Below are 25,850 nucleotides of genomic sequence, written 5' to 3' on the forward strand. Positions count from 1 at the left end.
GGAAGTAAGCTTGGGTTTTGGACCGCCAGCTCGGCCGCCGGCCGCTTTCACGCGAGCCCGCCCCTCGACGGTGCAGGTCAGGAACATTTCGCGCTCGACCTCGGCCATGTCGGCAAGGAACCGGAATGCCCCCGGAAGCGGCGCCGCCGTAGCGTGAGCCTGGAAGCAAGGGAGAGGGACCCTGAACATAGAAGGCGTAGGATACGTCTCTTGAAAATTCTTACGTTGAACGTTCCGGCCGCTCATCGCTCGTATCAAGACACATTCAGGAGCGCGCTTTACGAAAATGACGACGGCGAAGTCAATTTACCTGGAATCTCTGTTGGTCCTGGTGGCTCGACTGACGGGGACGGCTCAGCGCCCGTAGCACCTTCGGACGGAGGCGGCGGCGGAACGGCACCTCCTGAAAGTGGTACTATCACCCCAGTCCAAGGAAGCAGCCCAGGTAGGTCCACCACTGGTACCGTAACGATCGCGGAGGACGTTCGAGTCGAGCAGAGTGCCAAAACCGAAGCGGACTTCCTTCTTAATTGGGAAAATCGAAAAGATACTAGTGTTGGAACTTCGGATAACGGAGCTCTACCGTTAGCCGAAGATAAAACGGCCCAAAGGCTCAATCCGAATTTGCTGAGTACAGGACAGGGTGCTTATGTCCACTCCTGAGGAAAAATCCTATGGGTTTCGCCTGCTGCCGATCATTATCTTTCCATCTCATATCAAGACGGAAATTTAAACAGCAGTAGTGCGTCTGCTCGAGCACTTTAATCAACAAATCCCGAAAGGTCCGTCACGAGGCGGGCCTTCACCTCTCAATTCTGCAGGTATTACGGTGCTCAAAAGAATGCATGCAGTAACTATATTTGCAGCGTCGAATTATATATTGACGGCCACATCGCTATCTGCCCAATCACTACCCAACTACCATATCATTCCATATGATGAATATCAACGGGTGGAAGTCCCTGGTTGGAACGATGATCGACCGTCAGAGGCTATGGCATGGAATGCATACAGGCCGATGAATATGATATTGGGATTTGAGCCTGTACCGTATGCCTGTTATTCGAACTTCATATCTTTCCAGATCGCCGACGGAAATATTACATTATACCCGAACACGTCCGAAAACACCATTTTCTATGGACGCCAATATCCTACCGAATATGAAACAAAACAGACAAATACATTTACATTGACTGCTGGATCACAAATCTGTCATTTCAAGATAGCTGTTCAGACCTTTGAAATCATTGGTGGCCACTGGCAGGCAAAAAGTACTGGGCAGTCTCACCTCGTCGAGAGAGCTATAGTGCAGATTTTAGGGAAACTCCGAGACGAAAATATCTCCGATACTGAGAGGTCGAAGCTGATAGCCGAACGCAAACGGCTAGAAGCCGAAATAGAGAAGAAATTCGGCGATGATGAAGATCGCTTCAAAAAAGCACTCGCTTCAAAAGGCTTCAGTGGCGATCAGATCTCAAATAAAGCTAGTTTAAAAACACGGGGAATGTCCGATAATGTATCGTATTTCTCCTCGAATTCTCCAGCATCTAAGGAGTGTTTCTTCGGTAGCGGCCACATCGATTTTTCCGGGGTCAATCCGAGTTTGGCATATGTCGCGAACCCTCCAACCGAACGACCTGACGACAATTGGTTCGAGGTTCGTGCAGGATACTCCACCTCAGGCAACGGATATGATGTCTTTTTCAGCAATCGTAAGTGCGCTATCAGAATTGAACTTTCAAAGGAGGTGAAAAGGGCGGGAAAATGGATAAATATGCCCATTTCTGAGCACTAGAAATTCCGAGCGGGGACGAGCGTTCTTCTTGGCAAAGTCCCAGATAGGGATGCCCCGCCTCTGAGTGTGCTGGGCCTCGCCCTCAACGTGATCGGCACCGCGACCTTCTACGCGGTGATCGCCGGCTACCTTGCCGGGGCGTTTCCGACGCGGATCCGCTATACGGCGATCTCCATCGCCTATCAGTTCTGCGGCGCGCTCGCCGGCGGGCTGACCCCGATCATCGGCACGGTTCTGGCCGAGCGCTTTCAGGGCCATTGGTGGCCGATCGCGGTGTTCGGCACGGCGCTGGCCGGCGTGTCGTTCCTGTGCGTCACGGCGATCGGCGGCTACCGGGCGCGGCAGCGGGGCTTCCTGGACGGGTGACCGCGAACCGATCAAAGGCGCTGGATCCGGGTAACGCCCGATTCAGCCGGGGCTGCTAGGGTCGCGCCATGGAAACGCTGGCCGCCACCGCCGTTCAGATGCTGGGCTCATCCCAGAACCAGCAGATCGGCATCGCCGTCGCCAAGCAGCAGCTCGCGGCCGACAAGGCCGTCGCCGGGCTCGTTGCGGAAAGCGCCCAGAGCGCGGCGAGCGCCGGTCCGCCGGCCCCTGCCGGGCAGGGTCTGAGCGTCGATCTGCGGGTCTGACAGGATCGCCCGTCGTTTCACGCGCGCGGCAATCCAGGTCGCGCAAGGCCTATCCGGCCTGGAGCGGCATCGGTGGTCGCTGCGCGCGATGACGGCCTGTGCTCCGGCCTGCGCTGAATCCCCGCTCTATCCAAATCCGTAGAGCCGTCGCGGGTTGTCGACGAACACCATCCGGCGTCTGCCCGCGTCGGGCACCCAGTCGGCCATCAGGTCGAGGAGCTCCCGCGTCCGCGGCGGGCCGTCCCAGGCGGCTACGTGCGGCCAGTCCGAGCCCCAGAGGCAGCGTTCCGGCGCGGCGTCGTTGAGCGCCCGGGCGAAGGGGATCGTGTCGGCGTAGGGCGGCCCGGCGACGGAATCCCGGAAGGCGCCCGAGAGCTTCACCCAATGGCCGTCGGCGACGAGGCCGAGCAGCGCCTGGAATCCCGGATGGTCCAGGCCCGCCGAGGTCGGCATGTGGCCCATATGGTCGAAGACCAGCGGCACGGGCAGCCGCGACAGGCGGCCGGCGATCGGCGGCAAGTCCCGCGCGTCGAGCAGGAATTGCAGATGCCAGCCCATCTCGCGGGCGAGGGCCCCGTAGGACTCGACCTGCTCCAGCCCGACCCCGCCGCCGAACAGCACGTTGAGCCGCAGGCCGACCACCCCGGCCTCCTTCAGGGCGGCGAGGTCCCCCTCGGGCAGTCCGAGCGGGATCACCGCGATGCCGCGCAGGCGCTGCCGGTTGGCGCGCAGCGTCTCGATCATCAGACGGTTGTCGGTGCCGTGCACGCTGACCTGGACGAGAACGCCGTTGGCCATGCCGGTCCCGTCGAGCATCGCGAGATACCGCTCGGCCGGCGCCGCCGGGGGCGTGTAGCTGCGGTCTGCCACCAGCGGATAATCCGGCGGCAGGCCGATGACGTGGGCGTGGGTGTCGACCGCGCCGTCCGGTACGGCGTAGCGGGTCGGCCCGCCCGGATGTGGGTCCGGGGCGGGGCAGTCTCGGATCTCGGGCATGATCAGGAATCCGCGTGCAGGACCTTGCCGCGCGTCTCGGGCAGCGCGAAGGCCGCCAGGAAGAAGATCCCGTAGGCCACGGCCGCGAAGATCGCGATGGCGGAGGCGAGGCCGGCGCGCTCGGCGAGGTAGCCGACCAGCGCCGGGAACAGGGCGCCGATGCCCCGGCCGAAATTGTAGCAGAACCCCTGCCCCGAGCCTCGCAGGCGGGTCGGGTACAGCTCGGTCAGGAAGGCGCCCATGCCGGAGAAGTAGCCGGAGGCGAAGAAGCCTAGCGGGAAGCCCAGCACCCAGAGCACGCCGTTCGACAGCGGGATCTGCGTGTAGGCGACGACCACCGCGATGGCGCCCAGCGAGAAGATCAGGAACAGCGGCCGGCGCCCGAGCCGGTCGGCAAGCCAGGCGCCTACGAGGTAGCCGGCAAACGAGCCGATGATCAGGGCCGCGAGGTAGCCCGTGGAGGACACGATCGACAGGTGGCGTTCGGTGGTGAGAAAGCGCGGCACCCAGGTGGTGATCGCGTAGTAGCCGCCCTGGCAGCCCGCCGCAGCCATTGAGGCGAGCAGCGTCGTCTTGAGGATCGGCCCCGAAAAGATCTCCCAGATCTGCGGCCGATCGCCCGTGGCGGCGGCCCGGGCCCGGGTTTCGGCGGCGACCTTCGGTTCCTCGACGTAGCGGCGCAGATAGAAGATCAGCAGCGCCGGCAGGGCGCCCACCGCGAACATCCAGCGCCACGCGGTCTCGGGCGGCAGGATCGAGAACAAAACCGCCTGCGAGAGGACCGCGAGCCCCCAGCCGATCGCCCAGCCGGACTGGACTGAGCCGACCGCCCGGCCGCGATACTCGGCCCGGATCGTCTCGCCGATCAGAACGGCGCCCGCCGCCCACTCGCCGCCGAAGCCGAGGCCCAGGATCGCACGGGCGACGAGCAACTGCTCGAAATTCTGCACGAAGGCGCAGAGCAGGGAGAACAGCGAGAACCAGAGGATCGTGATCTGCAGGGTCAGCACCCGGCCGATCCGGTCGGCGATGAAGCCCGCGAGCCAGCCGCCGAGCGCCGAGGCCAGCAGCGTCACCGTCGCGGCGAGCCCGGCCGTGCCGGAATCGACGTGCCACAGGGCCATGATCGTCCCGATCACCAGCGGGTAGATCATGAAGTCCATGCCGTCGAGGCACCACCCGGCGGCGCAGGCCCAGAAGGTGTGCCGCTCCGGCGGCGTCATCGATCGGTAGAAGGCGGTCAGGCTGGCGTCGCGAATCTCGACCGAATCCACGCCGGTGCGCCCCTGCCCGGTTGCTGTACTCATCACCGCCTCCCGCCGCCCGATACCAGTATCAGCGTCCCAGGCTGAGCTGTCCAACGTCGGTGCGGTCCGCGCAAGGAAAAGGCCGCCCGCAGGCGGCCTCTCCCCGTCTTTTCGCTGTCCGATCGACGCTCAGTAGCAGCGCTCGACCAGAACCCGGCGGTAGCCATAGGGAGTCCAGCGCACACGCGGGACCGTGTAGCAGCCCCCGCCGTAGCCGTAATCGCCGTAGCCGTAGGCTGCGGGCGCGTAGTAGCCACCGTAGCCGTAGCCCGGATAGCCATACCCGTAGCCGCCGTAGAGGCTGCCGGCCGCGAGACCCAGGCCGACGCCCAGACCCAGGCCGCCGAGGCCGTAGCCGTAGCCACCGCGATAGCCATAGCCGCGACCGTAGAAGCCGCGGCCGTAGCCGAAGCCGCCCGGGCGGAAGCCGGCGCCGCGGAATCCGCCACCGAAGCCGCCGTTGCGAAATCCACCGAACCCGCCGCCGCGGAAGCCGCCGCCGAAACCACCTCCGTGGAATCCGCCGCCGAAGCCGCCGCCGTGGAAGCCGCCGCCGCCGAAGCCGCGCGCGTCCGCGCTGGCCGGCGCCAACACCAGGGCACCCGCCGCCAGCAGGGCCGAGCCGAGCACTGCACCCTTCATCACGTCATCTCCGTGGAAAAACGCCCTCTACGGCTAAGAACGTCCGAATCGGCAAAACGGTCCAGCCCCTGCCCGCGGCGCGCAGCCGCGAGACGCACCGGCTCGGCCCGGCCGCGCTTCGGACACGAAATTCGCCGCTTTCCAGAGCGAGAGGCCCGCTGACAGAGCTTCGCCGTCCCCGACGCGCCGGCTCCGAGCTGCATGGAACGAATGATGATGTTGCGCCCGGCTCACGCCCTGTTGATCGTGCTGCTCGCCTTGGCGGCCCCGGCCCAGGCCGCGGCCCCGGCCGCGACGGAGCCGTGCCGGGCGGTGGAGGCGCAGGGCGAGGCCTTCACGGTCTGTACCATCGACCTGCGGCGGCAGCGGCTGCGGCTGTTCTGGCTTCAGGACGACGGCAAGCCCTACGGTGCCCTCGGCACGCTCGCCGAGAAGCAGGGCGGCCTCGCCTTCGCGATGAATGCCGGCATGTACGACAAGGACCAGGCGCCGGTCGGCCTCTATATCGAGGACGGGCACGAGCGGAAGCGCGTCTCCACGGCGGACGGGCCGGGCAATTTCCACCTCAAGCCCAACGGGATCTTCTGGGTAAAGGGCGAGCGCGCCGGGGTGATCGACACGGCCCGCTATCTGCGCGCGAAGATCCGCCCGGACTTCGCCACGCAATCCGGGCCGATGCTGGTGATCGACGGCCAGATCCACCCGAAGATCGCCGCCGACGGGCCGAGCCAGAAGATCCGCAACGGCGTCGGCGTCCCCGGCGACGGGCCGGTCGCCATCTTCGCCATCTCGGAGCGCCCGGTGACCTTCGGGGCCTTCGCGCGGCTGTTCCGCGACGATCTCGGCTGCCGCAACGCGCTGTTCCTCGACGGCTCGGTCTCGAGCCTCTACGCGCCGAATCTCGGCCGCTCCGATATCAGCCGCCCGCTCGGGCCGCTGGTCGGGGCTCTGCCGCGCTGAGGGACGGTTCAGAGCTGCCGTCGTCATCCCGGGCCCGCGCAGCGGAACCCGGGATCCAGAGCCGCCGAGGCGCCACGTTTCGGCACCCGGGGTCATTCCGGATTCCGGGCGCGCCCGCGGCTCCCGGAAGGACGGTGCGGTCAGCCGAGGACGGGGCATCCACAGCGGCTTGTCCGCCGCCCGGACGTCTGACGCGGCGGTCGCCCTCAGCGCTGCCCGAAGGCCGTGTCCTTGAAGAGGTCCTTGTACGCCCGCGGCTGCGACCGCCAGTACTGCTTGGGCGCCCGCACCCGGGCTCCGAGTTCGGCGGCCGCGTGCCAGGGCCAGCGCGGATCGTACAACATGGCACGGGCCAGCGAGATCGCGTCGGCTCTGCCCTCCTGCAGGATCGTTTCCGCTTGGCTCGCCTCGGTGATCAGTCCGACCGCGATGGTGGTGAGCCCCGTCTCGGCCTTGATCCGCTCGGCGTAGGGCACCTGATACCCCGGCCCCAGCTTGATCGCCTGCTTGGGCGAGACGCCGCCCGTGGAGACGTGAATCGCCGGCGAGCCCGCCCGCTTCAAAGCCTGGGCGAGTTCCACGGTCTCGTCGAGATCCCAGCCATCCTCGACCCAGTCGGTGGCCGAGACCCGCAGCCAGACCGGGCTGCCCGCCGGCACGACATCGCGCACCGCATCGTAGATCTCCAGGGGGAAGCGCATGCGGTTCGCGAGGCTGCCGCCGTATGCGTCCGTCCGCTTGTTGGCGATCGGCGACAGGAACTGGTGCAGCAGGTAGCCGTGGGCACCATGCAGTTCCACGGCCTCGATCCCGAGGCGCGCGGCACGCTTGGCGGTGGCCACGAACTGCTCCCGGACGCGCTTCAGGTCGGCGGCGTCGAGGGCGTGGGGCGGGACCTCGCCCTCCGCGTGGGCCACCGCCGAGGGCGCTTCGGTGCGCCAGCCGTAAGCGTGCTCCGGCGGGATCTGGTGGCCGCCGGCCCAGGGGGCCTCGCTCGACGCCTTGCGGCCGGCATGGGCGATCTGGATGCAGACCGGGATCGGCGCGTATTCGCGCACCGCGTCGAGCACGCGGGCCAGGGCCCGCTCACAGGCGTCGTTGTAGAGGCCAAGATCCCAGGCGGTGATCCGCGCTTCCGGGGAGACAGCGGTGGCTTCCAGGGTCAGCAGGCCGGCTCCCGACATGGCGAGCTGCCCGAGATGCATCATGTGCCAGTCGGTCGCTTCGCCGTCCCGTGCCGAATACTGGCACATCGGCGCGATGAGGATGCGGTTCTCGAGCGTGAGCGCGTCGAGCGTCAGCGGTTCGAACAGGCGAGCGGTCATCGGCAACTCCTGGTGGAGAGACCACTCTGGCTGAGGATGGACGCTGCGACCAGTGCGATGCGTCAGTGCGGTGCGGCAGAGCACCCCTGCGGACGGGGGCTGTTGGAACTTGCCGATGTGACAGGCCGTTTCCTGGCCTGTCGCCGCATCGCGGCAATCGACGCGAACCGCCTGAGGGGGCGAGATCGCCCGAGGTCCAGATGATGCTCACGAAACTTGCCGCCCCATTCGTCCTGGCCGCTGGCTGCGCCGCCCTCGCGGCGTCGGCCCAGGCTCAGCCCGCCGCCTTCGGCGGACCCAAGATGCTCATCCACGGGAATTACTGTGGGCCGGGCAACAACGCGCCCCTTCCGCCGGTCGACGCGCTCGATGCCGCCTGCGCCCGGCATGATGCCTGTACGCCGGACGGCGGCCTCCCCTCGCAGGCCTGCAATCTCCGCCTTCAGCAGGAAGCGACGCTGATCTCGCGTGATCCGCGTCAGCCGCAGGATCTCCGGTCGCTCGCCGGCCTCGTGGCCGCCACCGCGATCCTGATCCCGTCCGAGCCGAACGCGCGGCGCGTGCCGGCATCGGTCACCACGGGCCCGGCTTCGGGCACCTATGCGCCAGCCGTGACGCAGGCGCCGCCGGCCATCGATATCGACACCGACGAGGACGGTGCCGACGCCGACTAGGGCGGATCGGGACAACCGATCAGCGTTCCGTCGGCGCGGTTCGGCGGCCTGCTAGGCCGCGCCGATACCCCGGTCCTTCAGGCTCTTGTCGATCTCGTCGAGGGCCGTCGCATCATCGATCGTCGCCGGCATCGTCCAGGGCTCATGATCGGCGATGCGCTTCATGGTGGCGCGCAGGATCTTGCCCGAGCGGGTCTTGGGCAGCCGCGGCACGGTGAGCGCCAGCTTGAAGGCCGCCACCGGGCCGATCTCGTCGCGCACCTTGGCGACGAGTTCCCGCTCGATCGCCTCGGTCGGCCGGGCGACGCCGGCCTTCAGCACCACGAACCCGCAGGGTACCTCACCCTTCAGGGAATCGTGGATGCCGATCACCGCGCATTCCGCCACGTCCGGGTGGCTCGCCAGCACCGCCTCCATACCGCCGGTGGACAGGCGGTGGCCCGCGACGTTGATGATGTCGTCGGTCCGTCCCAGGACGGTGATGTAGCCGTCCGCGTCGATCACTCCGGCATCCGAGGTATCGTAGTAGCCCGGAAAGGTGGCGAGGTAGCTCGACCGCATGCGCTCGTCCGAGCCCCAGAGGGTCGGCAGGCAGCCCGGCGGCAGGGGCAGGCGGATCGCGATGGTGCCCATGGTCCCCACCGGAACCGGCCTGCCGCCCTCGTCCAGCACCTCGACCCGGTAGCCCGGCATCGGCACGCAGGTGCTGCCGTGCTTCACCTGCAGGAGGCCGAGGCCGATCGGATTGCCGGCGATCGGCCAGCCGGTCTCGGTCTGCCACCAATGGTCGATCACCGGCCGGTTCAGCACGCGCTCGGCCCAGGCGACCGAATCGGGGTCGGCGCGCTCGCCCGCGAGAAACAGGCTGCGGAAGGCCGAGAGGTCGTAATCGGCGATCCGGACGCCAGCGGAATCCTCCTTCTTGATCGCCCGCAGAGCCGTCGGCGCGGTGAACAGGCAGACGACCCCGTACTCGGCGACGACCCGCCAGAACGCGCCGGCATCCGGCGTGCCCACCGGCTTGCCCTCGTACAGGACCGTGGTGCAGCCGTGCAGCAGGGGGGCGTAGACGATGTAGGAATGGCCGACGACCCAGCCGATGTCGGAGGCGCAGAAATAGGTCTCGCCGGGCTGGACGCCGTAGAGGTTCGGCATCGACCACGCGAGCGCGACGAGGTAGCCGCCGGTGTCGCGGACCACGCCCTTCGGCTTCCCGGTCGTGCCGGAGGTGTAGAGGATGTAGAGCGGATCGGTGGCCGCGACCGGCACGCACGCCGCCCTCTGCCCCGCCGCCCGGGCCGCCGCGACACTCTCGGCCCAGTCGCGATCCCGGCCTGCGACCAGCGTCGCGCGCCCTTGCGGGCGCTGGAGGATGAGGCAGGCTTCCGGCTTGTGGCGGGAGGCTCCGATCGCCGCGTCGAGGAGCGGCTTGTAGGCGACCACCCGGTTCGGCTCGATCCCGCAGGAGGCGGCGAGCACCACCTTCGGTGCCGCGTCCTCGATCCGCACCGCCAGCTCGTTGGCCGCAAAGCCGCCGAACACGACGGAATGAACCGCGCCGAGCCGCGCGCAGGCGAGCATGCCGAACAGCGCCTCGGGCACCATCGGCATGTACAGGATGACCCGGTCGCCCTTGCCGACGCCGAGGTCGGCGAGCACGCCGGCCAGCACCGCCACCTGGTCGCGCAACTCCGCGTAGGTGATGCTGCGCTTGGTCCCGGTGACAGGTGAGTCGTAACGGATCGCCACCTGGTCCGCCCGTCCCCCGTCGGCGTGGCGGTCCACCGCATTGTAGCAGGCGTTCAGGGTGCCGTCGGGGAACCAGCGGCCGTAGGGACCGGTATCCGGCGCGAAGGCCCGCTCCGGCATGCGCGCCCAGTCGAGCGCCTGCGCCGCGCCGAGCCAGAACGCCTCCGGGTCGCGGCGGGCTGATTCGTAGATCTCCGGGTAGCGGCCCGGCAGGCTGGCTCTCGTCATCGGTTCGGCGTTTCCTCGCGGGCCACTCTCCGGCGGCCGGCGCAGGATAGCCCATTCTCGCGCGCACGGGAGAGGCGCGGCCTCGCACGATGACGTACACCGCGCCACCGGCGCATGGCGTGTCACAAGAAAACCGCCGCATCGGGGCTCCCGATGCGGCGGCTGTCATCCGGACTTTACTGTCTGTTTGGACGTGGCAGGCGTCAGTGCAACGTGTCGTTGCCCGCCTGGAGCCTATTGATCTCGTCCTTGAGGAGGAGTTTCCGTCGCTTCAGCTCGGCGATGTGAAGGTCGTTCGCCGAAGGCCTGTGGATCGCTTCCTGAATCTCGCGCTCGAGGGCTTCGTGCTTCCGGGCGAGTTGGTTCAGATGCGTCTGCAGCGACATGAGTCGAATCTCCTGTCATCGTTTCGACACACCGAGATTGGCACAGGATGCCGGACCTGTCGAAGCGTTTTCTGCTGCTAAGTCTGATGATTGCTTACCGCGCCGACTTGTCCGGCGCCGGAGCGTAACGCATGCTCTCGGGCAATGAACGGTCTTCGGGTCCTCAGGTGACGATGGCGGACGAGGCAGGTGAGAGTGCGCAGTCGGACCTCCAGGGTGAGCTGGCGCGGCTGCGCGAGGAGCACCGGGATCTCGACGGCGCCATCGAGGCGCTGGAGCGCAGCGTCGCCGGGGATCAGCTCCAGATCCAGCGCCTGAAGAAGCGCAAGCTCACGCTGCGCGACCGGATCTTCCACATCGAGGACGCGCTCACGCCGGACATCATCGCCTGATGCCGGTGGACGTCTTCGGGGCGCGCCTTGCCGCGGGCCCGCACCGCCTGTAAGCGCCCTCTTTTGCCGGGATCAACGATGGTGTCGCCTCCGGTCGCGATCATCATGGGCAGCCAGTCCGACTGGGCGACCATGCGGCATGCCGCCGAGACGCTCGACGCGCTCGGGGTACCCTATGACGCGCGCATCGTGTCGGCCCACCGCACGCCGGACCGGCTCGTGGCCTTCGCCAAGGGCGCGGTCGCCGCCGGTCTCAAGGTCGTCATCGCCGGAGCGGGCGGCGCCGCGCACCTGCCCGGCATGGCGGCCGCGATGACCCGCCTGCCGGTCTTCGGGGTGCCGGTGGAGTCCAAGGCCCTGTCCGGGCAGGACAGCCTCCTCTCCATCGTCCAGATGCCGGCCGGCATCCCGGTGGGGACCCTCGCGATCGGCCGGGCCGGGGCCATCAACGCGGCCCTGCTCGCCGCCTCCGTCCTGGCGCTTTCCGATCCGGATCTCGCGGAGCGCCTGGAGGCGTGGCGTGCGGCCCAGACCGCCTCGGTGGCCGAACGGCCGGTGACGGAAGCGAACGCGTGACGGACAAGAATCTCGGCCCCGGCTCTATCCTCGGAGTCGTCGGCGGCGGCCAGCTCGGGCGCATGATCGCGCTCGCGGCGGCCGATTATGGCCTCAAGGTGCACGTCTACGCGCCCGACGCGGACAGCCCCGCCTTCGACGTGGCTGCCCGGACCACCTGCGCGGCCTACGACGATCCCGAGGCGCTGGCCGCCTTTGCCCGCAGCGTCGATGTCGTGACCTACGAGTTCGAGAACATCCCGCACGCCACCGCCGACATCCTGGCCCGGCACGCTGCCCTGCATCCGAATGCGCGGGCGCTCTCGACCACGCAGGACCGCCTCTCCGAGAAGGACTTCATCAACGGCCTGGGCATCCCGACGGCGCCGTTCCGGGCGGTGGACACGCCCGACGACCTCGACCGGGCGATCGAGGTGATCGGCCTTCCGGCCGTGCTCAAGACCCGCCGCTTCGGCTACGACGGCAAGGGGCAGCGCATGCTCCGCGAGCGGGCCGAGGGCGACCGCAACGCCCTCTTCGCCGAGTTCGGCGGCGCGCCGCTGATCCTGGAGGGCTTCGTGCCGTTCGAGCGCGAGGTCTCGGTGGTGGGCGCGCGCGGGCGCGACGGCAGCTTCGCGGCCTACGACCTCTGCGAGAACGAACACCGCGACCACATCCTGGCGCTGACCCGGGTGCCGGCGCCCGGCGTGTCCGCCGAGACGGGCCGCAATGCCGTCGAGATCGCCCAGCGGATCGCCGACGCCCTCGACTATGTCGGCGTTCTCGCCGTCGAGATGTTCCTCGTCCGCGAGGACGGGGCGGAGCGGCTAGTGGTCAACGAGATCGCGCCACGGGTCCACAATTCCGGCCACTGGACCAGCGAGGGCGCGCTGACCTCGCAATTCGCCCAGCACGTCCGCGCGGTCTGCGGCTGGCCGCTCGGCGCCCCGGACCGCGTCGGCGGCCTCCCCGTGGAGATGCGCAACCTGATCGGCGCCCAGGCCGACGACTGGCACGCCCTGCTGGCCGAGCCCGGCGCCCATCTGCACCTCTACGGCAAAGGCGAGGCGCGCGCCGGTCGCAAGATGGGTCACGTGACGCGCCTCGGACCCGTCCCGACCGGTTCCTGAGGCTTCGAAGGCACACCTGCGCCGCCGCATGGCGCTGGAAAGCGCGCAGGCGGCTCCGCGCATCCGTCGAGCCATACCTTCGCCACATCCCGCCGCTTCCACGAGGACGTGGTCGGTTCCGAATGCTGTCGATCGATTCCGCCCGCACCGCCTTCGTCTCCCGGGACGGGCGGGGTCCGGATGGCGATGCGGCGCTTCTTAAGCCGGCCTTCACCGTGATGCGCGACGGTGCCCCGGATTCGGGCGTGCCCGGCGCACGGCGCGGGCTCTTGGACTGTGAGGGGCGAGGCGGGCACGCGCGAGGCGGGCGACGCCTCGGGGAGAGTGGGGCAATGAACGTACGCAACGGGCTGGGACGAAAGACGGCACTGATCGGCGCGGCCTTGGTCTCGGCTGCCGGCCTCGCGGGCTGCGAGACCGTCGGGAGCGCGGCCGGCCCGCGGCAATACGCGGTCCTCGAGAAGGACACCACGGGCGCCACGAACGTCAACATCGCCTCCCTGACCGAGGTCGTGCAGCGCAATCCGAACGATGCGGCCGCCTACAACACCCGCGGCGCCGCCTATGCCCGGGCCGGCCAGTTCAACGATGCCATCGCCGACTTCACGAAGGCGATCCAGCTCGATCCGAACTCTGCCTCCGCCTACAACAACCGCGCCCTGGCGAGCCGCCAGATCGGCCGCGACGGCCCGGCGCTGCAGGACTTCACCAAGGCGATCCAGCTCGATCCGAATTACGGCCCTGCCTATATCGGCCGCGCCAATGTCGAGCGCGCCCAGGGCAACCTCGACCAGGCGCTCGGTGATCTCAACGTCGCGATCCGGCTGATGCCCGAATCGGCCGAGGCCTACCATGCCCGCGGCCTCGTGCGGCAGAAGCAGGGTCAGGACACCCAGGCGATCGCCGATTTCGACGCCGCCATCGATCGCGACCCCTTCAAGTCCGCGCCCTACGCGGCCCGGGGCCAGAGCCTGATCGCCACGAACCAGTACCCGAAGGCGATCGAGGACTACAACGCCGCCCTCAACGTCAACAACAAGGACGCCACCTCCTGGGCCTATCGCGGCCTGGCCTACGAGAAGTCGGGCCAGCGCAAGGAGGCGATGGAGAACTATCAGCGCGCCGCGACGATCGACCCGAACAATTCCGTCGCCCGCGCCGGCCTCGGCCGGGTGCAAGGTGGGGTCGGCTCGCTGTTCAACTGATCGCGGCTATCCCGAACACGCCCTCATCCTGAGGTTTCCGCGCCAGCGGGCCTCGAAGGCGGGCTGCAGGGATCGCGCGGTCGGCCGGAGGCCTCCTCCGAGGACTCCGCGGCGCTCCGGCACCTCAGGATGAGGCGGCGGTCGGGTGAACCGCCCTCAGGCCGCCAGCAGCCCGTTCTCGTCCTGCGTGATCCGGCGCAAGTGGTGGGCGGTGTCGCCGAGCTGGTACTCGATCATGGCGAGCCGCTTGAAATGGTGGGCGCCGATATACTCGAGCGTCATGCCGATGCCGCCGTGGAGCTGGACCGCCTCCTGGCCGACATAGCGGCAGGCCTTGTTGATCTGCACCTTCACGGCCGACAGGGCCGCGGCCCGCGCTTTGGCATCCTGCGTGTCCACCATCATGGCGGCGTAAAGCGCCATCGAGCGGGCCTGCTCCAGCTGAATCAGCATGTCCACGGCCCGATGCTGCAGGGCCTGGAAGGAGCCGACGCTGACGCCGAACTGCTTGCGGGTCTTGAGATACTCGACCGTGAGCTTGTGGAGCGCGTCCATCGAGCCCACCGCCTCGGCGGCGAGCGCCGCGATCCCGTGCTCCACCACCCGCTCGAGGAGCGGCAGGCCGCCTTCGGGATCGCCCAGGGCTGAGTCGGCGGGGATCTGCACCTCCGAGAAGGACACTTCCGCGGCCCGGCCGCCATCCTGGGTCGGATAGGCCTCGATGGCGACGCCCGCGGCGTTGGTCGGGACGAGGAACAGGCCGATCCCGTGCGGATCGCGCCGCTCACCCGAGACCCGGGCGGAGACCACCATCGGGCCGGCCGCGTCGGCGTTGGGCACGACGCTCTTGGCGCCGCTCAGCACGAAGCCATCGCCGCTGCGCCGGGCCGTGGTCGCCACGTCGGCGAGGTCGTAGCGGGACTGGCGCTCGGTATGGGCGAGGGTGAGGCGCAGATCGCCCGCGACGAGGCCGGGGACGAGGCGTTCCTTCTGCGTGGGGCTGCCGCCGAGGCGCAGGGCGGTGGACCCGAGCACGAGGCTCGCGAGAAGGGGTTCGACCACGAGGTTGCGGCCGACCGCCTCCATGACCAGCATGGTCTCCACCGGGCCGCCGCCGAGGCCGCCCTCCTCCTCGGAGAAGGGCAGGCCGGCGACGCCGAGTTCCGCGAAGGCTGCCCACCCCTCCGCGGGGAAGCCGAGCGGCGCCTTCAGCCGCGCCTGCCGGCTCTCCAGGGACGGGTAGAGGTCGGCGGCCAGCCGCTCGACGCTGTCGCGCAGGAGCGACTGGTCCTCGTTCAGGTCGAAATCCATGGTGGTGTCCTCTGCCCCCCTCTCCTCTCCCTTTGTGGGGAGGAGCCGGAGGTGGGGGGCCAGAAGGCACCGCGGCGCTCAATCCTGGGCCACCCCCACCCCTGACCCCTCCCCACAAGGGGGAGGGAAAATGCCGCTCACAACCCCAGAATGCTCTTGGCGATGACGTTGTGCTGGATCTCGTTCGAGCCGCCGTAGATCGAGACCTTGCGGTTGTTGAAGTAGCTCGGCGCGGCGGCGTCGACCCAGTCGAAACCGCCGGGCAGGTTGTTGGCGCCTGCGCCCCGGGCAGGCGCGGCGAGCGCGAAGGGCCCGGCGAGTTCCACCAGCAGCTCCGTCGCCGCCTGCTGGAGCTGCGAGCCGCGGATCTTGAGGAGCGAGGAGGCCGGGTCCGGCTCCGCCGAATCCGCCCTTCCCTGCTTGGCCGCCACTCGCATCTGGGTGATCTCCAGGGCCTTCAGCTCGACCTCGACCTCCGCGACGCGGCCGCGGAAGGCGGGATCGTCCCACATGGTCCCGGGCCCCGCCGGCATCTCGCGGGCGAGCCGCTTGATCCGGGCGATCCGCTCTTTGGTGAGGCCGATCCGGGCGATGCCGGTGCGCTCGTTGGCGAGCAGGAATTTCGCGTAGTCCCAGCCCCTGTTCTCCTCGCCCACGAGGTTCTCGACGGGCACGCGCACGGCGTCGAAGAAGACCTCGTTGACCTCGTGCCGGCCTTCCAGGGTCAGGATCGGCCGCACGGTGATCCCCGGCGTCTTCATGTCGATGAGGAGGAAGGAGATGCCGCGCTGCTTCTTGGCCTCGAAGTCGGTGCGGACGAGGCAGAAGATCCAGTCGGCGTGCTGGCCGAGCGTCGTCCAGGTCTTCTGGCCGTCCACGACGTAGTGATCGCCGTCGCGCACCGCCTTGGTCTTCAGCGAGGCGAGGTCGGAGCCGGCGCCGGGCTCGGAGAAGCCCTGGCACCACCAATCGTCGAGGTTGGCGGCGCGGGGCAGGAAGCGCGCCTTCTGATCCTGCCGGCCGAAGGTCGCCAGCACCGGGCCGAACATGTAGCAGTTGAACTGCTGCGGCAGCGGCACCGCCGCCTGGAACAGCTCCTCGGTGTAGATGTAGCGCTGGATCGGGGTCCAGTCCCGGCCACCCCATTCCTGCGGCCAGTGCGGCACCGCCCAGCCCTTGGCGTTGAGGATCCGCTGGCTCGTGACGTAGTCCTCCTTCGCGAGGCTGCGGCCCTCCGAGACTTTCTTCCGGATCTCGGCCGGGATCTCCGTCCGGCAGAAGCTCCGGACCTCGTCGCGGAACGCGATCTCTTCCGGCGTAAAGCGGAGATCCATCGTCAGCCCCCGATCTCAAACAGGCCGGCGCAGCCCTGGCCGCCGGCGACGCACATGGTCACGACGGCGTAGCGCGCGCCGCGGCGGCGGCCCTCCAGCAGGGCGTGGCCCACAAGCCGCGCCCCTGACATGCCGAACGGGTGGCCGACCGCGATGGCGCCGCCGTTGACGTTGACTTTGTCCGGGTCGATCCCGAGCCGGTCGCGGCAATAGACCGACTGGGACGCGAAGGCCTCGTTCAGCTCCCACAGGTCGATATCGGAGACCCGCAGGCCCTGCCGCTCCAGGAGCCGCGGCACCGCGAAGACCGGGCCGATGCCCATCTCGTCCGGCCCGCAGCCCGCCGAGGCGAAGCCCCGGAAGGTGCCGAGCGGCGTGAGGCCGCGCCGCGCCGCCTCCTCGGCCGACATCAGCACGCTGGCCGAGGCGCCGTCCGAGAGCTGGCTGGCATTGCCCGCCGTGATGAAGGCCCCCTCCCCGCGCACGGGCTTGAGCTTGGCGAGGCCCTCGAGGGTCGTGTCGGGCCGGTTGCCCTCGTCCTTGGAAAGCCGGGTCTCGACCTCCCGGGTCTCGCCGGTGGCCTTGTCGGTCACCGCCATGACGGCGCTCATCGGGACGATCTCGTCGTCGAACAGCCCGCGTCCTTGCGCGTCCGCCGTGCGGCGCTGGCTCTCAAGAGCAAAGAGATCCTGGGCCTCCCGGGAGATGCCGTAGCGTTCCGCCACGATGTCGGCGGTCTCGATCATCGGCATGTAGATCGCCGGCAGGTGCGCCTCCAGCCAAGCGTTGCGGGTCAGCTCCCGCTGGACCTTCGGCTGGACGAGGCTGATCGACTCGACGCCGCCCGCCACCGCCACCGGCACGCCGTCGAGGATGATCCGCCGGGCCGCGCTGGCGATCGCCTCCAGGCCCGAGGCGCAGAAGCGCGAGACGGTGACGCCCGCCGACTCGACCGGGATCCCCGCCACCAGGGCCGCGTGCCGGGCGACGTTGCCGCCGGTGGCGTTCTCCGGATAGCCGCAGCCGAGCACCACCTCCTCGACCGCCTCCGGCTCCAGGCGGGCCCGGTCCAGGGCGCTCCGGATCGCGTGGGCGGCGAGGTCGGCGCCGCGGGTGAGGTTCAGGGCGCCGCGATGCGCCTTGCCGATGGGCGTGCGGGCGGTCGCGACGATCACCGCGTCGGTCATGATCTCTCTCCCGCTCAGGCGTACTTCAGGCCGGCGAAGCTGCCGCCCTCGGCGGCGAGGCGCTTCAGGAGCGGCGCCGGCTCCTGGCTGTCGTCGCCGGTCTCCGCGGCGAAGCGCGACAGCGCCTCCGCGATCGTCCTCAGCCCGACCGTGTCGGCCCAGTGCATCGGCCCGCCGCGCCAGGCCGGCCAGTTGTAGCCGTTAATCCAGATCGTATCGATGTCGCCGGGCCGGGCCGCGATCCGCTCTTCCAGGATCCGCGCGCCCTCGTTGACCATCGGGTACATCAGCCGCGCGACGATCTCGTCGGCCGTGAAGCTTCGGCGCGCGACGCCGTGCTCGGCGGCGACCCGCGCGATCAGCGCCTCCACCTCCGGGTCGCGCGTGCCGGTGCGGGCGCCGTCCGGGTAGAGGTAGAAGCCGCGGCCGGTCTTCTGGCCGAAGCGTCCCTGCTCGGCGAGCGAGTCCGCGACCGGCGCCCGACCGCCGAAATCCTTGCGCGAGCGCCAACCGATATCGAGCCCCGCCAAATCGGCCATGGCGAAGGGGCCCATCCGGAAGCCGAAGCCGGTGACCGCCGCGTCGACCTCGTGGGGCAGCGCCCCCTCGAGCAGCAGCCGCTCGCCGGCCCGGCTGCGGCGCTCCAGCATCCGGTTGCCGACGAAGCCGAAGCAGACGCCGACCGTCACCGGCAGCTTGTTGAGGCGCTTGCCGAGATCGAGGGCTGTGGCGAGCACGTCCGGGGCGGTCTTCTCGGCGCGGACCACCTCGACGAGGCGCATGACGTTGGCCGGGCTGAAGAAGTGCAGGCCGAGCACGTCCTGCGGGCGGCCCGTCATCGCCGCGATGGCGTTCACGTCGAGGTAGGAGGTGTTGGTCGCCAGGATCGCGCCGGGCTTGGCGATGGAATCGAGCTTCGAGAAGATCTCGCGCTTGACGCCCATATCCTCGAACGCCGCCTCGACGATGATGTCGGCTTCCTTGGCGTGTTCCAGACCGATCGCGCTGCTGATCCGGCCGATCCGCTCGTCGCGATGGGCCTCGGTAATCGAGCCGCGCTTGGCCGAGCCGGCGTAGAGCCCCTTCACCCGATCGAGGCCGCGCGCCAGGGCGCCCTCCTCCGTCTCGATCACCGTCACGGGGATCCCGGCATTGGCGAAGCACATCGCGATACCGCCGCCCATCGTGCCGGCGCCGATCACCGCCGCGGTCTTGATGGTGCGGCGGGGCGTGTCCTTCGGCAGGCCGGGCACCCGGGCGGCCTCGCGCTCGGCGAAGAAGGCGTAGCGCAAGGCCTTGGAGCGCGGATCCTCCACCAGGGCGCGGAACTCGGCCCGCTCCACCGCCACCGCGGCGTCGAAATCCTGCTCCAGGCCGGCGCGCACCGCCCGCGCCAGGGCGTGGACGTTGGTGGCCTCGGGATCGCGCTTCACCGCCTCGGCGGCCTGCGCCTCGAACCGCTCGCGGGCCTCCGGGGTCAGCGCGTCGGACCGGTCGCGGGCCCGCGGCAGGGTGCCCGCATCGGCGAGTTCCAGGGCGCGGGTCCGGGCCTCGGCCACGAGGTCGCCGAGCACCACGGCATCCACGATGCCCAGCGACGCTGCCTTTTCGGCGGAGACCGGCTCACCGGTGAGCATCATTGCGAAGGCGACGTCGGGTCCGATCAGGCGCGGCAGGCGCTGCGTGCCGCCCGCCCCCGGGATGATTCCGAGCTTGATCTCCGGCAGGCCGATCTTGGCGGACGGCGCTGCGACCCGGCCGTGGCAGGCCATCGCCAGTTCAAGGCCGCCGCCGAGCGCCGCGCCGCCGATGGCCGCCACGACGGGCTTCGGGCTCGCGTCGAGGCGGTCTAGCACGTCGGGCAGGCTCGGCGGATGCTGCGGCTTGCCGAACTCGCCGATGTCGGCGCCGCCGATGAAGACCTTGCCCTCGGCCGCTACCACGATTGCGCGGACCGATTCGTCCGCGATGGCCGCCGTCAGGGCGTCGTCGAGGGCCGCTCGCAGCGCGGCGCCCAGCGCGTTGACCGGCGGGTTGGCGAGCGTGAGCACGGCCACACCACCGTCGACCTCCTGACGAACCACTCAGAACTCCCTTGTATTCTGCACTGCAGAACAAGTGTCTGCACGTTGGTGGAATGGTGGTCTGCCTGCGAGGCATCGTCAAGGACGGATCGGGACCGCTGTCGGTCTCGACGTTTTGGTTCTGCACTGCAGAATCATTTTGTCTTGAGCGTTTGACCGGCGCCCCTGGGCCGTGCCATCAAAACGGCCCCGGGCAAGGCTCGGCCGCGGTCGCCGCCGGGGCATCATAGGCCGGACCGCCTTCAGGCGGGGGAGGATCACGGTGCGCGGCATCGATCGGGGCCAGCGGCTCGGGAGCGCCTGTCCGGCGCAGGGCCAAGCGGCGGGGAGCGCGCAGTGAGCGACGGTCCCGAACGGATCTCGGGCGGGCGCCTGCCCGAGGCTCTGCGCGGCCGGCTCGCCCTGCCGGTGATCTGCGCGCCGATGTTCATCGTCTCCGGGCCGGAGCTGGTGATCGCCCAATGCCTTGCCGGTGTGGTCGGCTCGTTTCCGGCGCTGAACGCACGGCCGGCCGACCTGCTGGACCAGTGGCTCACCCGGATCACCCGCACACTGGCCGAGGCCCGGGCGGCGGATCCCGCGCGAAAGATCGCGCCCTTCGCGGTGAACCAGATCGTCCACGCCTCCAACGACCGGCTGGCGCAGGATGTCGAGGCCTGCGTCCGGCACCAAGTGCCGATCATCATCACCTCGCTGCGGGCGCCGGACGCGGTGATCCGCCCGGTCCACGCCTATGGCGGCGTCGTGTTCCACGACGTCACCACCGTGCGCCACGCCGAGAAGGCCCTGGAGGCGGGGGTCGACGGGCTGATCCTGGTCTGTGCCGGCGCGGGCGGGCATGCGGGGACCCTGAGCCCCTTCGCCCTCGTCGGCGAGATCCGGCGGTTCTACGACGGGCCGCTGATCCTGTCGGGGGCGATCACCTCAGGCTCGGCGATCCTGGCGGCCCAGGCCATGGGCGCCGACCTCGCCTATATGGGCACCCGGTTCATCGCCACCCGTGAGGCAAACGCAGTTCCCGCCTACAAGGACATGATCGCCGGCAGCGCGGCGGCCGACATCGTCTACACCCCCTACTTCACGGGCGTCCCAGGCAACTACCTGACGCCCAGCATCCGCGCCGCCGGGCTCGATCCCGACGCGCTGCCCGTCCGCGACAAGACCGCGATGAACTTCGGCAGCGCCAGCGTGAAGGCGTGGCGGGACGTCTGGGGCGCTGGTCAGGGGGTCGGCACCATCGCGGATGCGCCTGCCACTGCTGACCTCGTGGCCCGGCTCGCCCGGGAATACGCGGCGGCGCGGGCGCGGATCGCCGGCCTGTCGGCGGATTACGCCTGCGAGACCGCCCGGTGAGCATCCGCGTCGCTGATCCGGAGCCCGGGATCCGGCTCGTCACCATCGACCGGCTGGAGCGGCGCAACGCCCTCGACCGGGTGACCTATGCGAGCCTGACCGCCGCCTTCGAGACGGCGGGCCGAGACGCGAGCGTGCGCGCCCTGGTGCTCACCGGCGCGGGCGAGTGCTTCACCGCCGGCAACGACCTTAAGGATTTCCAGGATGTCGAGACCGGCGGCGCCAGCCCCGGCCTGACCTTCCTCAGGACCCTGCGCGCCTGCCCGATTCCGGTCGTGGCGGCCGTGGAGGGCCACGCGGTCGGCATCGGCACGACGCTGCTGCTCCACTGCGACCTCGCCTATGCGGGTGGTGGCGCCCGGTTCCGCCTGCCCTTCACGGCTTTGGGTCTCAGCCCGGAGGGCGGATCGAGCTACCTGCTGCCCCTGGTGGCGGGCGCGAAGCGCGCAGCCGAGTTGCTGATGCTCGGAGAACCCTTCACGGCGGAGGAGGCGGCCGCGGCCGGCCTCGTCAACGCCGCCGTCCCGGCGGGGACAGCACTGGAGACCGCGCTCGCCAAGGCGCGCGCGCTCGCCGCCCTGCCCCGGATCTCGATCGCCGCCACCAAGCAGGCCCTCCGGCGCGGCTACGACGACAGCGTCGCCCGCGCCCTCGACGCGGAGGCGGAGGTCTTCCACGCGCTCCGCCGCGGCCCGGAGGCGCAGGCGGCCTTCGCCGCGTTCCTGCGCCGATGAGCGCGCGGATGGAGACGGACGCGACCCTTCTGGCCGAGCTCGACGCTGCCGGGTCCGGCGCGAAGGAGGACCGCCACTTCGTCACGGCGCTGGCCCGGGGCCTGTCGGTGCTGGCCTGTTTCGGGCCAGGGCGCACGAGCCTCGCCAACCACGACATCGCGGAGGCCTGCGGGCTGCCGCGCTCCACCGTGTCGCGGCTCACGTACACGCTGACCAAGCTCGGCTACCTGCAGCACATGCCCGAACTCGGCCGCTACCGGCTCGGCACCGCCACCATCGCGCTCAGCTCGGCCGCTCTGGGGGGACTCGACGTCCGCGCCATCGCCCGGCCGGCGCTGCGCGCCGTCGCGGAGGCGGCCAACGCCTCTGTGGGACTCGGGGTGCGCGACCGGCTCAGCATGCGCTACGTCGACTGCCAGCGCGGCCCGGCGGCGATCTCGCTCAACTTGGATACCGGCTCGCGCATCTCGCTGGCCCGCAGCGCCATGGGCCGCGCCTACGTGGCGGTCTGCCCGGACCGGGAGCGCGCGGGCATCTACGAAGATCTGAAGGCGCTGGATCCCGTGGCCTGGCCCGCGCTGCGCGCAGGCCTCGACCGGGCGGTGGAGGAGCACCGGGAACTCGGCTGCTGCACCTCATTCGGCGAGTGGCAGGAGACGGTCTGCGCCATCGCGGTGGGATTCCATCCCGGCGGCGGCCTGCCGCTCATGTCGGTCAATTGCGGCGCCCCCGCCGTCATCACCGACGCGCGCTTCCTCATGGAGGTAGCGCGTCCCAAGCTCATCGAAGCCGTCCGCAGTCTCGACGGCGTGATGGGAGCCTGAGGACCTTTCGCGATGGATGCCGTTGCCGACCTGCCCCTGTCCGGGATCCGCGTCCTCGATCTGTCCCGGGTGCTCGCCGGGCCCTGGTGCGCGCAGGTGCTGGGCGATCTCGGCGCCGACGTGATCAAGGTCGAACACCCGGAGCGCGGCGACGACACCCGCGACTGGGGCGTGCCGACGAGCCCCGGCAACACCTCGTATTTCGACAGCGTGAACCGCAACAAGCGCTCGATCGGCGTCGACCTCGCCACGCCGGAGGGGCTGGCGATCGTGAGGGCTCTGGCCCGCGACAGCGACGTGCTGGTCCAGAACTTCAAGACCGGCGGGGCCGAGAAGCTCGGTCTCGGCTACGCGGCGCTCGCGGCGGAGAATCCCGGCCTGATCTACTGCTCGATTGCCGGCTACAGCTCGGACGGCTCGGAGGCCGGCCGGCCCGGCTACGACCTCGTGGTCCAGGGCGAATCCGGCGTGATGGCCCTCAACGGCGAGGCCGGAGGACCGCCGCTCAAGTTCGGGGTCGCGGCGGTCGACCTGTTCACCGGCCAGTTCGCCGCCCAGGCCGTGCTGGCGGCCCTGTACCAGCGGGAGCGGACCGGGCGCGGCCGGACGGTCGACCTCGCCCTGTTCGATTGCGGGGTGGCGCTGACCTCCTATTACGGCCTGGAGGCGCTCGCCCGGGGGATCGATCCGCCCCGCTACGGCAACGCCCATCCGTCGATCGTGCCCTACGGCGTGTTCGAGGCCGGCGACGGGCCGGTGGTGATCACGGTCGGCAACAACGGGCAGTACCGCCGCTTCTGCGAGCAGGTGCTGGAGCGTCCGGACTGGGTCGCCGATCCGCGCTTCGCCACCAACCTCGACCGGTCGCGCAACCGCGCCGCCTTCATCCCGGTCCTGGAGGCCGAACTCGCCAAGTGGGAACGGGCGCCGCTGATCGCGCGGCTCAGGGCCGCGGGCATCCCCTGCGGCGAGGTGATGGGCCTGCGCGAGGCGCTCACCTGTGACCGCGCCCGGGAGGCCGGGCTGGTGGTCGCGGCGCCCGAGAACGCCCACGTCCTCGCCCCGCCCTACCGGCTCGACGGCCGCCGGCTGCCGGTGCGGCGCATGCCGCCGGGCCTCGGGGATTCGAGCGCCGAGATCCTGGCGGAACAGCTGGAGTATCCGCAAGACGCGCGCGACGCGCTGCGGGCCAAGGGTGTGGTCCGGTAGGAAGGCCCCGGCCGGTCGTGTCCTGGACGGCGTCGGCGCGCTTCAAGGTCGGCCATCGTCCGGGCGGTCGAGGGGTGGATTAGCGCAGCACGCCTTCGGCGAGGGCCCGCTGGATGCCCCGGACATCCGCACCCCTTTTCAAGGTTCGCTGGATCGGCTCCGCCGCGCCCGAGACCCAGATCTTCAACTCGGCGTCGAGGTCGAACGTGCCGGCGGTCTCGACCGAGAAGCGCACGATCGCGCGGTACGGCACCGACAGGAACGTGACCTTGCTGCCGGTCACACCCTGGACGTCGATCAGGATCACGCGGCGCTCGGTGAATACGAACACGTCCCGGATGATCCTGAAGGCGAGCCGCGCCGTCTCGCCCTCGATCAGGATACCTTCGAGCCGTCGCTCGAGCGAGGCCGCGTCGACGGCCGAGCCGTGTCCGAGCAATCCGTCCAGCAGGCCCATGGGCGACAATCTCGTCTTGTTCCGCGTCGACGCGGAGCATGCCGCCTCGCCGTGGGTGCGGCAACGCGGGCCGGGCTGACCATGAAGCGCCCTGCGACCGGCCGGGATTAGCGCGCATCCTCATTGGCGTCCCTGACCCGTGCGCAGATCCGCCTTCGGGAGAGGCCGCGCCAAACGTCGGCCTCCAGGACTGGCCCACCACAAGCTTTCGTGATCATCGCCCACCGGGAATCGGGCAAGAGGTGCTATTCCCAGTGGCGATTATATACAATCTGTAAAAACCGTCCGTGTGCGGCCCTCCGATCGGACCCTTGGGGTCGAGACTGCCGATGCAACCATTATTCACAACTGCCGATCTCCACCCGCGAGACAGCTTCAGACGCTGGCGGGAGACACTGTTCGATCAGTGCGAACCGATCGAACAGAAGCGCCTGGACGACAGCCCCTTTGCGGCGCGCCTGGACGTCGCCCAGGTTGGACCTCTCCTCATCAGCCGAATCGCGCAGAGATCGGTCCGCAGCGAGGCGACGCCCAGCACGCTCCGGCGCCGGCGGTCGGACGGTATGGTCTGTGTCGCCTTCGCGCTCGCCGGCCGCACGACGAGCCTTCAGGACGATCGGTGCTCGGTACAGGGACCGGGCGATATCGTCGTGCTCGATCAACGGCCCGGCGTCGTCGCGTCGGACGCCAACAGCGAGTACCTGTTCTTAGAGCTGCCCCGTGCGTGCCTGGAGAGTGTGGTCGGCCCGACCCGGCTCTACACCGCGCTGACCCTCAGCGCCGATCTCGCCTCTACAGCCCTGACCCAGACCTTTTTCCGCGAATTGCTCAATGTAAGCGACCGCCTCGACGCGGACGCGGCCACCCGCATGGCCGGCATCGGCATGGACCTGATCGTAGCCAGTGTTGCGGAACGACTCGCGCAGGAGCCGCCCCGCTCTATTCACGGCAACGCCACGGTCCAGCGTGCCAAGGCTTACGTCGAAGCCCATCTCGGCGATCCGAGCCTCGACCCACCTCAGCTTGCAGGCGCGGTAGGCATCTCGCTACGCCGGCTTCAGGAGCTGTTCCACGAGCGTGACCGAAACGTCTCGGACTATATCTGGGAGCGCCGCCTCACGGTCGCTGCCGAGCGCTTGGCCGATTCGGCCAGCCTCCACTTGTCGATTGGCGTGGTGGCGTATAGTTGCGGCTTCACCACCCAGGCTCATTTTTCCCGGCGTTTCAAAGAACGTCATGGCCTGACGCCGCGCGAATACAGAGCTGCGGCCGTCCTGCGCCGATCCGTTGCGGTCGCGGATCTGTAAACGGTTGAGGAGCGGTGGGAATTGACCCGCAGATCAGTCTGGACGGACCCGCAACCACGATGTGATGTCTT

General features: G+C 69.2%; 25 protein-coding genes. 14 read left to right on the forward strand and 11 right to left on the reverse strand.

Annotated elements, in window-relative coordinates:
* The first annotated feature begins 742 nt into the window (after nucleotides 1-742).
* From BLT59_RS30685 to BLT59_RS17900, 3 genes are all read left to right on the forward strand, one after another.
* Complete coding sequence (locus tag BLT59_RS30685) at nucleotides 743-1,798, forward strand: hypothetical protein (protein WP_139174070.1); 1,056 nt, start codon at nucleotides 743-745, stop codon at nucleotides 1,796-1,798.
* Between the two features lie 66 nt (nucleotides 1,799-1,864).
* Nucleotides 1,865-2,164 (forward strand): MFS transporter, encoded by a 300-nt coding sequence (locus BLT59_RS17895; protein ID WP_244514040.1) that lies wholly within the window; start codon nucleotides 1,865-1,867, stop codon nucleotides 2,162-2,164.
* 68 nt (nucleotides 2,165-2,232) lie between these two features.
* Nucleotides 2,233-2,430: a hypothetical protein gene (locus tag BLT59_RS17900; protein ID WP_091783137.1), complete on the forward strand. Its 198-nt coding sequence runs from the start codon at nucleotides 2,233-2,235 to the stop codon at nucleotides 2,428-2,430.
* Nucleotides 2,431-2,556: 126 nt separating this feature from the next.
* Here the strand turns inward: BLT59_RS17900 and BLT59_RS17905 are convergent, their stop codons facing one another.
* The 3 genes from BLT59_RS17905 to BLT59_RS17915 form a co-directional block, all read right to left on the reverse strand.
* On the reverse strand, nucleotides 2,557-3,426 hold the full coding sequence (locus BLT59_RS17905; RefSeq protein WP_091783140.1) for an amidohydrolase family protein: 870 nt from the start codon (nucleotides 3,424-3,426) through the stop codon (nucleotides 2,557-2,559).
* A 2-nt stretch (nucleotides 3,427-3,428) separates the two neighbouring features.
* A complete protein-coding gene (locus BLT59_RS17910; protein ID WP_091783143.1) occupies nucleotides 3,429-4,733 on the reverse strand; it encodes an MFS transporter in 1,305 nt (434 codons plus the stop codon).
* Between the two features lie 129 nt (nucleotides 4,734-4,862).
* Nucleotides 4,863-5,375 (reverse strand): hypothetical protein, encoded by a 513-nt coding sequence (locus BLT59_RS17915; protein WP_091783146.1) that lies wholly within the window; start codon nucleotides 5,373-5,375, stop codon nucleotides 4,863-4,865.
* A gap of 210 nt (nucleotides 5,376-5,585) precedes the next feature.
* On the opposite strand from BLT59_RS17915, the gene BLT59_RS17920 reads away from it, so the two are divergent.
* The gene (locus BLT59_RS17920) at nucleotides 5,586-6,335 is read left to right on the forward strand and encodes a phosphodiester glycosidase family protein (protein WP_244514042.1); all 750 of its coding nucleotides are present in this window, start codon (nucleotides 5,586-5,588) and stop codon (nucleotides 6,333-6,335) included.
* A gap of 206 nt (nucleotides 6,336-6,541) precedes the next feature.
* Here the strand turns inward: BLT59_RS17920 and BLT59_RS17925 are convergent, their stop codons facing one another.
* Nucleotides 6,542-7,660 (reverse strand): NADH:flavin oxidoreductase/NADH oxidase, encoded by a 1,119-nt coding sequence (locus tag BLT59_RS17925; protein ID WP_091783152.1) that lies wholly within the window; start codon nucleotides 7,658-7,660, stop codon nucleotides 6,542-6,544.
* A gap of 200 nt (nucleotides 7,661-7,860) precedes the next feature.
* Between BLT59_RS17925 and BLT59_RS17930 the strand changes: the two genes are divergently transcribed.
* Nucleotides 7,861-8,334 (forward strand): phospholipase A2 family protein, encoded by a 474-nt coding sequence (locus BLT59_RS17930; protein WP_091783155.1) that lies wholly within the window; start codon nucleotides 7,861-7,863, stop codon nucleotides 8,332-8,334.
* A 51-nt stretch (nucleotides 8,335-8,385) separates the two neighbouring features.
* Here BLT59_RS17930 and BLT59_RS17935 read toward each other — a convergent pair whose 3' ends face one another.
* Entirely contained in the window at nucleotides 8,386-10,311 is a 1,926-nt protein-coding gene (locus BLT59_RS17935; protein ID WP_091783158.1) for a propionyl-CoA synthetase, read from the reverse strand.
* 203 nt (nucleotides 10,312-10,514) lie between these two features.
* Nucleotides 10,515-10,697: a YdcH family protein gene (locus BLT59_RS17940; RefSeq protein ID WP_091783161.1), complete on the reverse strand. Its 183-nt coding sequence runs from the start codon at nucleotides 10,695-10,697 to the stop codon at nucleotides 10,515-10,517.
* A 131-nt stretch (nucleotides 10,698-10,828) separates the two neighbouring features.
* Here BLT59_RS17940 and BLT59_RS17945 point away from each other — a divergent pair, with 131 nt between their 5' ends.
* From BLT59_RS17945 to BLT59_RS17960, 4 genes are all read left to right on the forward strand, one after another.
* The gene (locus BLT59_RS17945; RefSeq protein WP_173009230.1) at nucleotides 10,829-11,089 is read left to right on the forward strand and encodes a YdcH family protein; all 261 of its coding nucleotides are present in this window, start codon (nucleotides 10,829-10,831) and stop codon (nucleotides 11,087-11,089) included.
* Nucleotides 11,090-11,167: 78 nt separating this feature from the next.
* Nucleotides 11,168-11,665 carry a 5-(carboxyamino)imidazole ribonucleotide mutase gene (gene purE, locus BLT59_RS17950; RefSeq protein WP_091783164.1) on the forward strand — a complete coding sequence of 166 codons (498 nt, stop codon included), beginning with the start codon at nucleotides 11,168-11,170 and terminating at the stop codon, nucleotides 11,663-11,665.
* On the forward strand, nucleotides 11,662-12,774 hold the full coding sequence (locus tag BLT59_RS17955; protein WP_091783168.1) for a 5-(carboxyamino)imidazole ribonucleotide synthase: 1,113 nt from the start codon (nucleotides 11,662-11,664) through the stop codon (nucleotides 12,772-12,774). The genes purE and BLT59_RS17955 overlap by 4 nt, the downstream gene beginning before the upstream one ends.
* Before the next feature lie 332 nt (nucleotides 12,775-13,106).
* On the forward strand, nucleotides 13,107-13,979 hold the full coding sequence (locus BLT59_RS17960; RefSeq protein WP_091783171.1) for a tetratricopeptide repeat protein: 873 nt from the start codon (nucleotides 13,107-13,109) through the stop codon (nucleotides 13,977-13,979).
* Between the two features lie 156 nt (nucleotides 13,980-14,135).
* Here BLT59_RS17960 and BLT59_RS17965 read toward each other — a convergent pair whose 3' ends face one another.
* The 4 genes from BLT59_RS17965 to BLT59_RS17980 form a co-directional block, all read right to left on the reverse strand.
* Nucleotides 14,136-15,290 carry an acyl-CoA dehydrogenase family protein gene (locus BLT59_RS17965; protein WP_091783174.1) on the reverse strand — a complete coding sequence of 385 codons (1,155 nt, stop codon included), beginning with the start codon at nucleotides 15,288-15,290 and terminating at the stop codon, nucleotides 14,136-14,138.
* 137 nt (nucleotides 15,291-15,427) lie between these two features.
* Nucleotides 15,428-16,624, reverse strand: a complete 1,197-nt coding sequence (locus BLT59_RS17970) for an acyl-CoA dehydrogenase family protein (protein ID WP_091783177.1) — start codon at nucleotides 16,622-16,624, stop codon at nucleotides 15,428-15,430.
* Nucleotides 16,625-16,626: 2 nt separating this feature from the next.
* Complete coding sequence (locus BLT59_RS17975) at nucleotides 16,627-17,811, reverse strand: acetyl-CoA C-acyltransferase (RefSeq protein ID WP_091783180.1); 1,185 nt, start codon at nucleotides 17,809-17,811, stop codon at nucleotides 16,627-16,629.
* A gap of 14 nt (nucleotides 17,812-17,825) precedes the next feature.
* On the reverse strand, nucleotides 17,826-19,895 hold the full coding sequence (locus tag BLT59_RS17980; RefSeq protein ID WP_091783183.1) for a 3-hydroxyacyl-CoA dehydrogenase NAD-binding domain-containing protein: 2,070 nt from the start codon (nucleotides 19,893-19,895) through the stop codon (nucleotides 17,826-17,828).
* Nucleotides 19,896-20,231: 336 nt separating this feature from the next.
* Between BLT59_RS17980 and BLT59_RS17985 the strand changes: the two genes are divergently transcribed.
* Genes BLT59_RS17985 through BLT59_RS18000 form a run of 4 tightly spaced genes read left to right on the forward strand, consistent with a single transcriptional unit; the run spans nucleotide 20,232 to nucleotide 24,015 of the window.
* The gene (locus BLT59_RS17985; RefSeq protein WP_091783186.1) at nucleotides 20,232-21,248 is read left to right on the forward strand and encodes an NAD(P)H-dependent flavin oxidoreductase; all 1,017 of its coding nucleotides are present in this window, start codon (nucleotides 20,232-20,234) and stop codon (nucleotides 21,246-21,248) included.
* Nucleotides 21,245-21,982, forward strand: a complete 738-nt coding sequence (locus BLT59_RS17990) for an enoyl-CoA hydratase-related protein (RefSeq protein WP_091783189.1) — start codon at nucleotides 21,245-21,247, stop codon at nucleotides 21,980-21,982. Before BLT59_RS17985 ends, BLT59_RS17990 begins: the two co-directional genes overlap by 4 nt.
* Before the next feature lie 8 nt (nucleotides 21,983-21,990).
* Entirely contained in the window at nucleotides 21,991-22,806 is an 816-nt protein-coding gene (locus BLT59_RS17995) for an IclR family transcriptional regulator (RefSeq protein WP_091783192.1), read from the forward strand.
* A gap of 12 nt (nucleotides 22,807-22,818) precedes the next feature.
* The gene (locus tag BLT59_RS18000) at nucleotides 22,819-24,015 is read left to right on the forward strand and encodes a CaiB/BaiF CoA transferase family protein (protein ID WP_091783195.1); all 1,197 of its coding nucleotides are present in this window, start codon (nucleotides 22,819-22,821) and stop codon (nucleotides 24,013-24,015) included.
* 79 nt (nucleotides 24,016-24,094) lie between these two features.
* Here the strand turns inward: BLT59_RS18000 and BLT59_RS18005 are convergent, their stop codons facing one another.
* Entirely contained in the window at nucleotides 24,095-24,472 is a 378-nt protein-coding gene (locus BLT59_RS18005) for a PH domain-containing protein (protein WP_091783198.1), read from the reverse strand.
* A gap of 329 nt (nucleotides 24,473-24,801) precedes the next feature.
* Here BLT59_RS18005 and BLT59_RS18010 point away from each other — a divergent pair, with 329 nt between their 5' ends.
* Entirely contained in the window at nucleotides 24,802-25,779 is a 978-nt protein-coding gene (locus tag BLT59_RS18010) for a helix-turn-helix domain-containing protein (RefSeq protein ID WP_091783201.1), read from the forward strand.
* Nucleotides 25,780-25,850 lie beyond the last annotated feature (71 nt).

Origin of the sequence: Methylobacterium sp. UNC378MF, from assembly GCF_900103195.1 — a bacterium.
Taxonomy (GTDB): domain Bacteria; phylum Pseudomonadota; class Alphaproteobacteria; order Rhizobiales; family Beijerinckiaceae; genus Methylobacterium.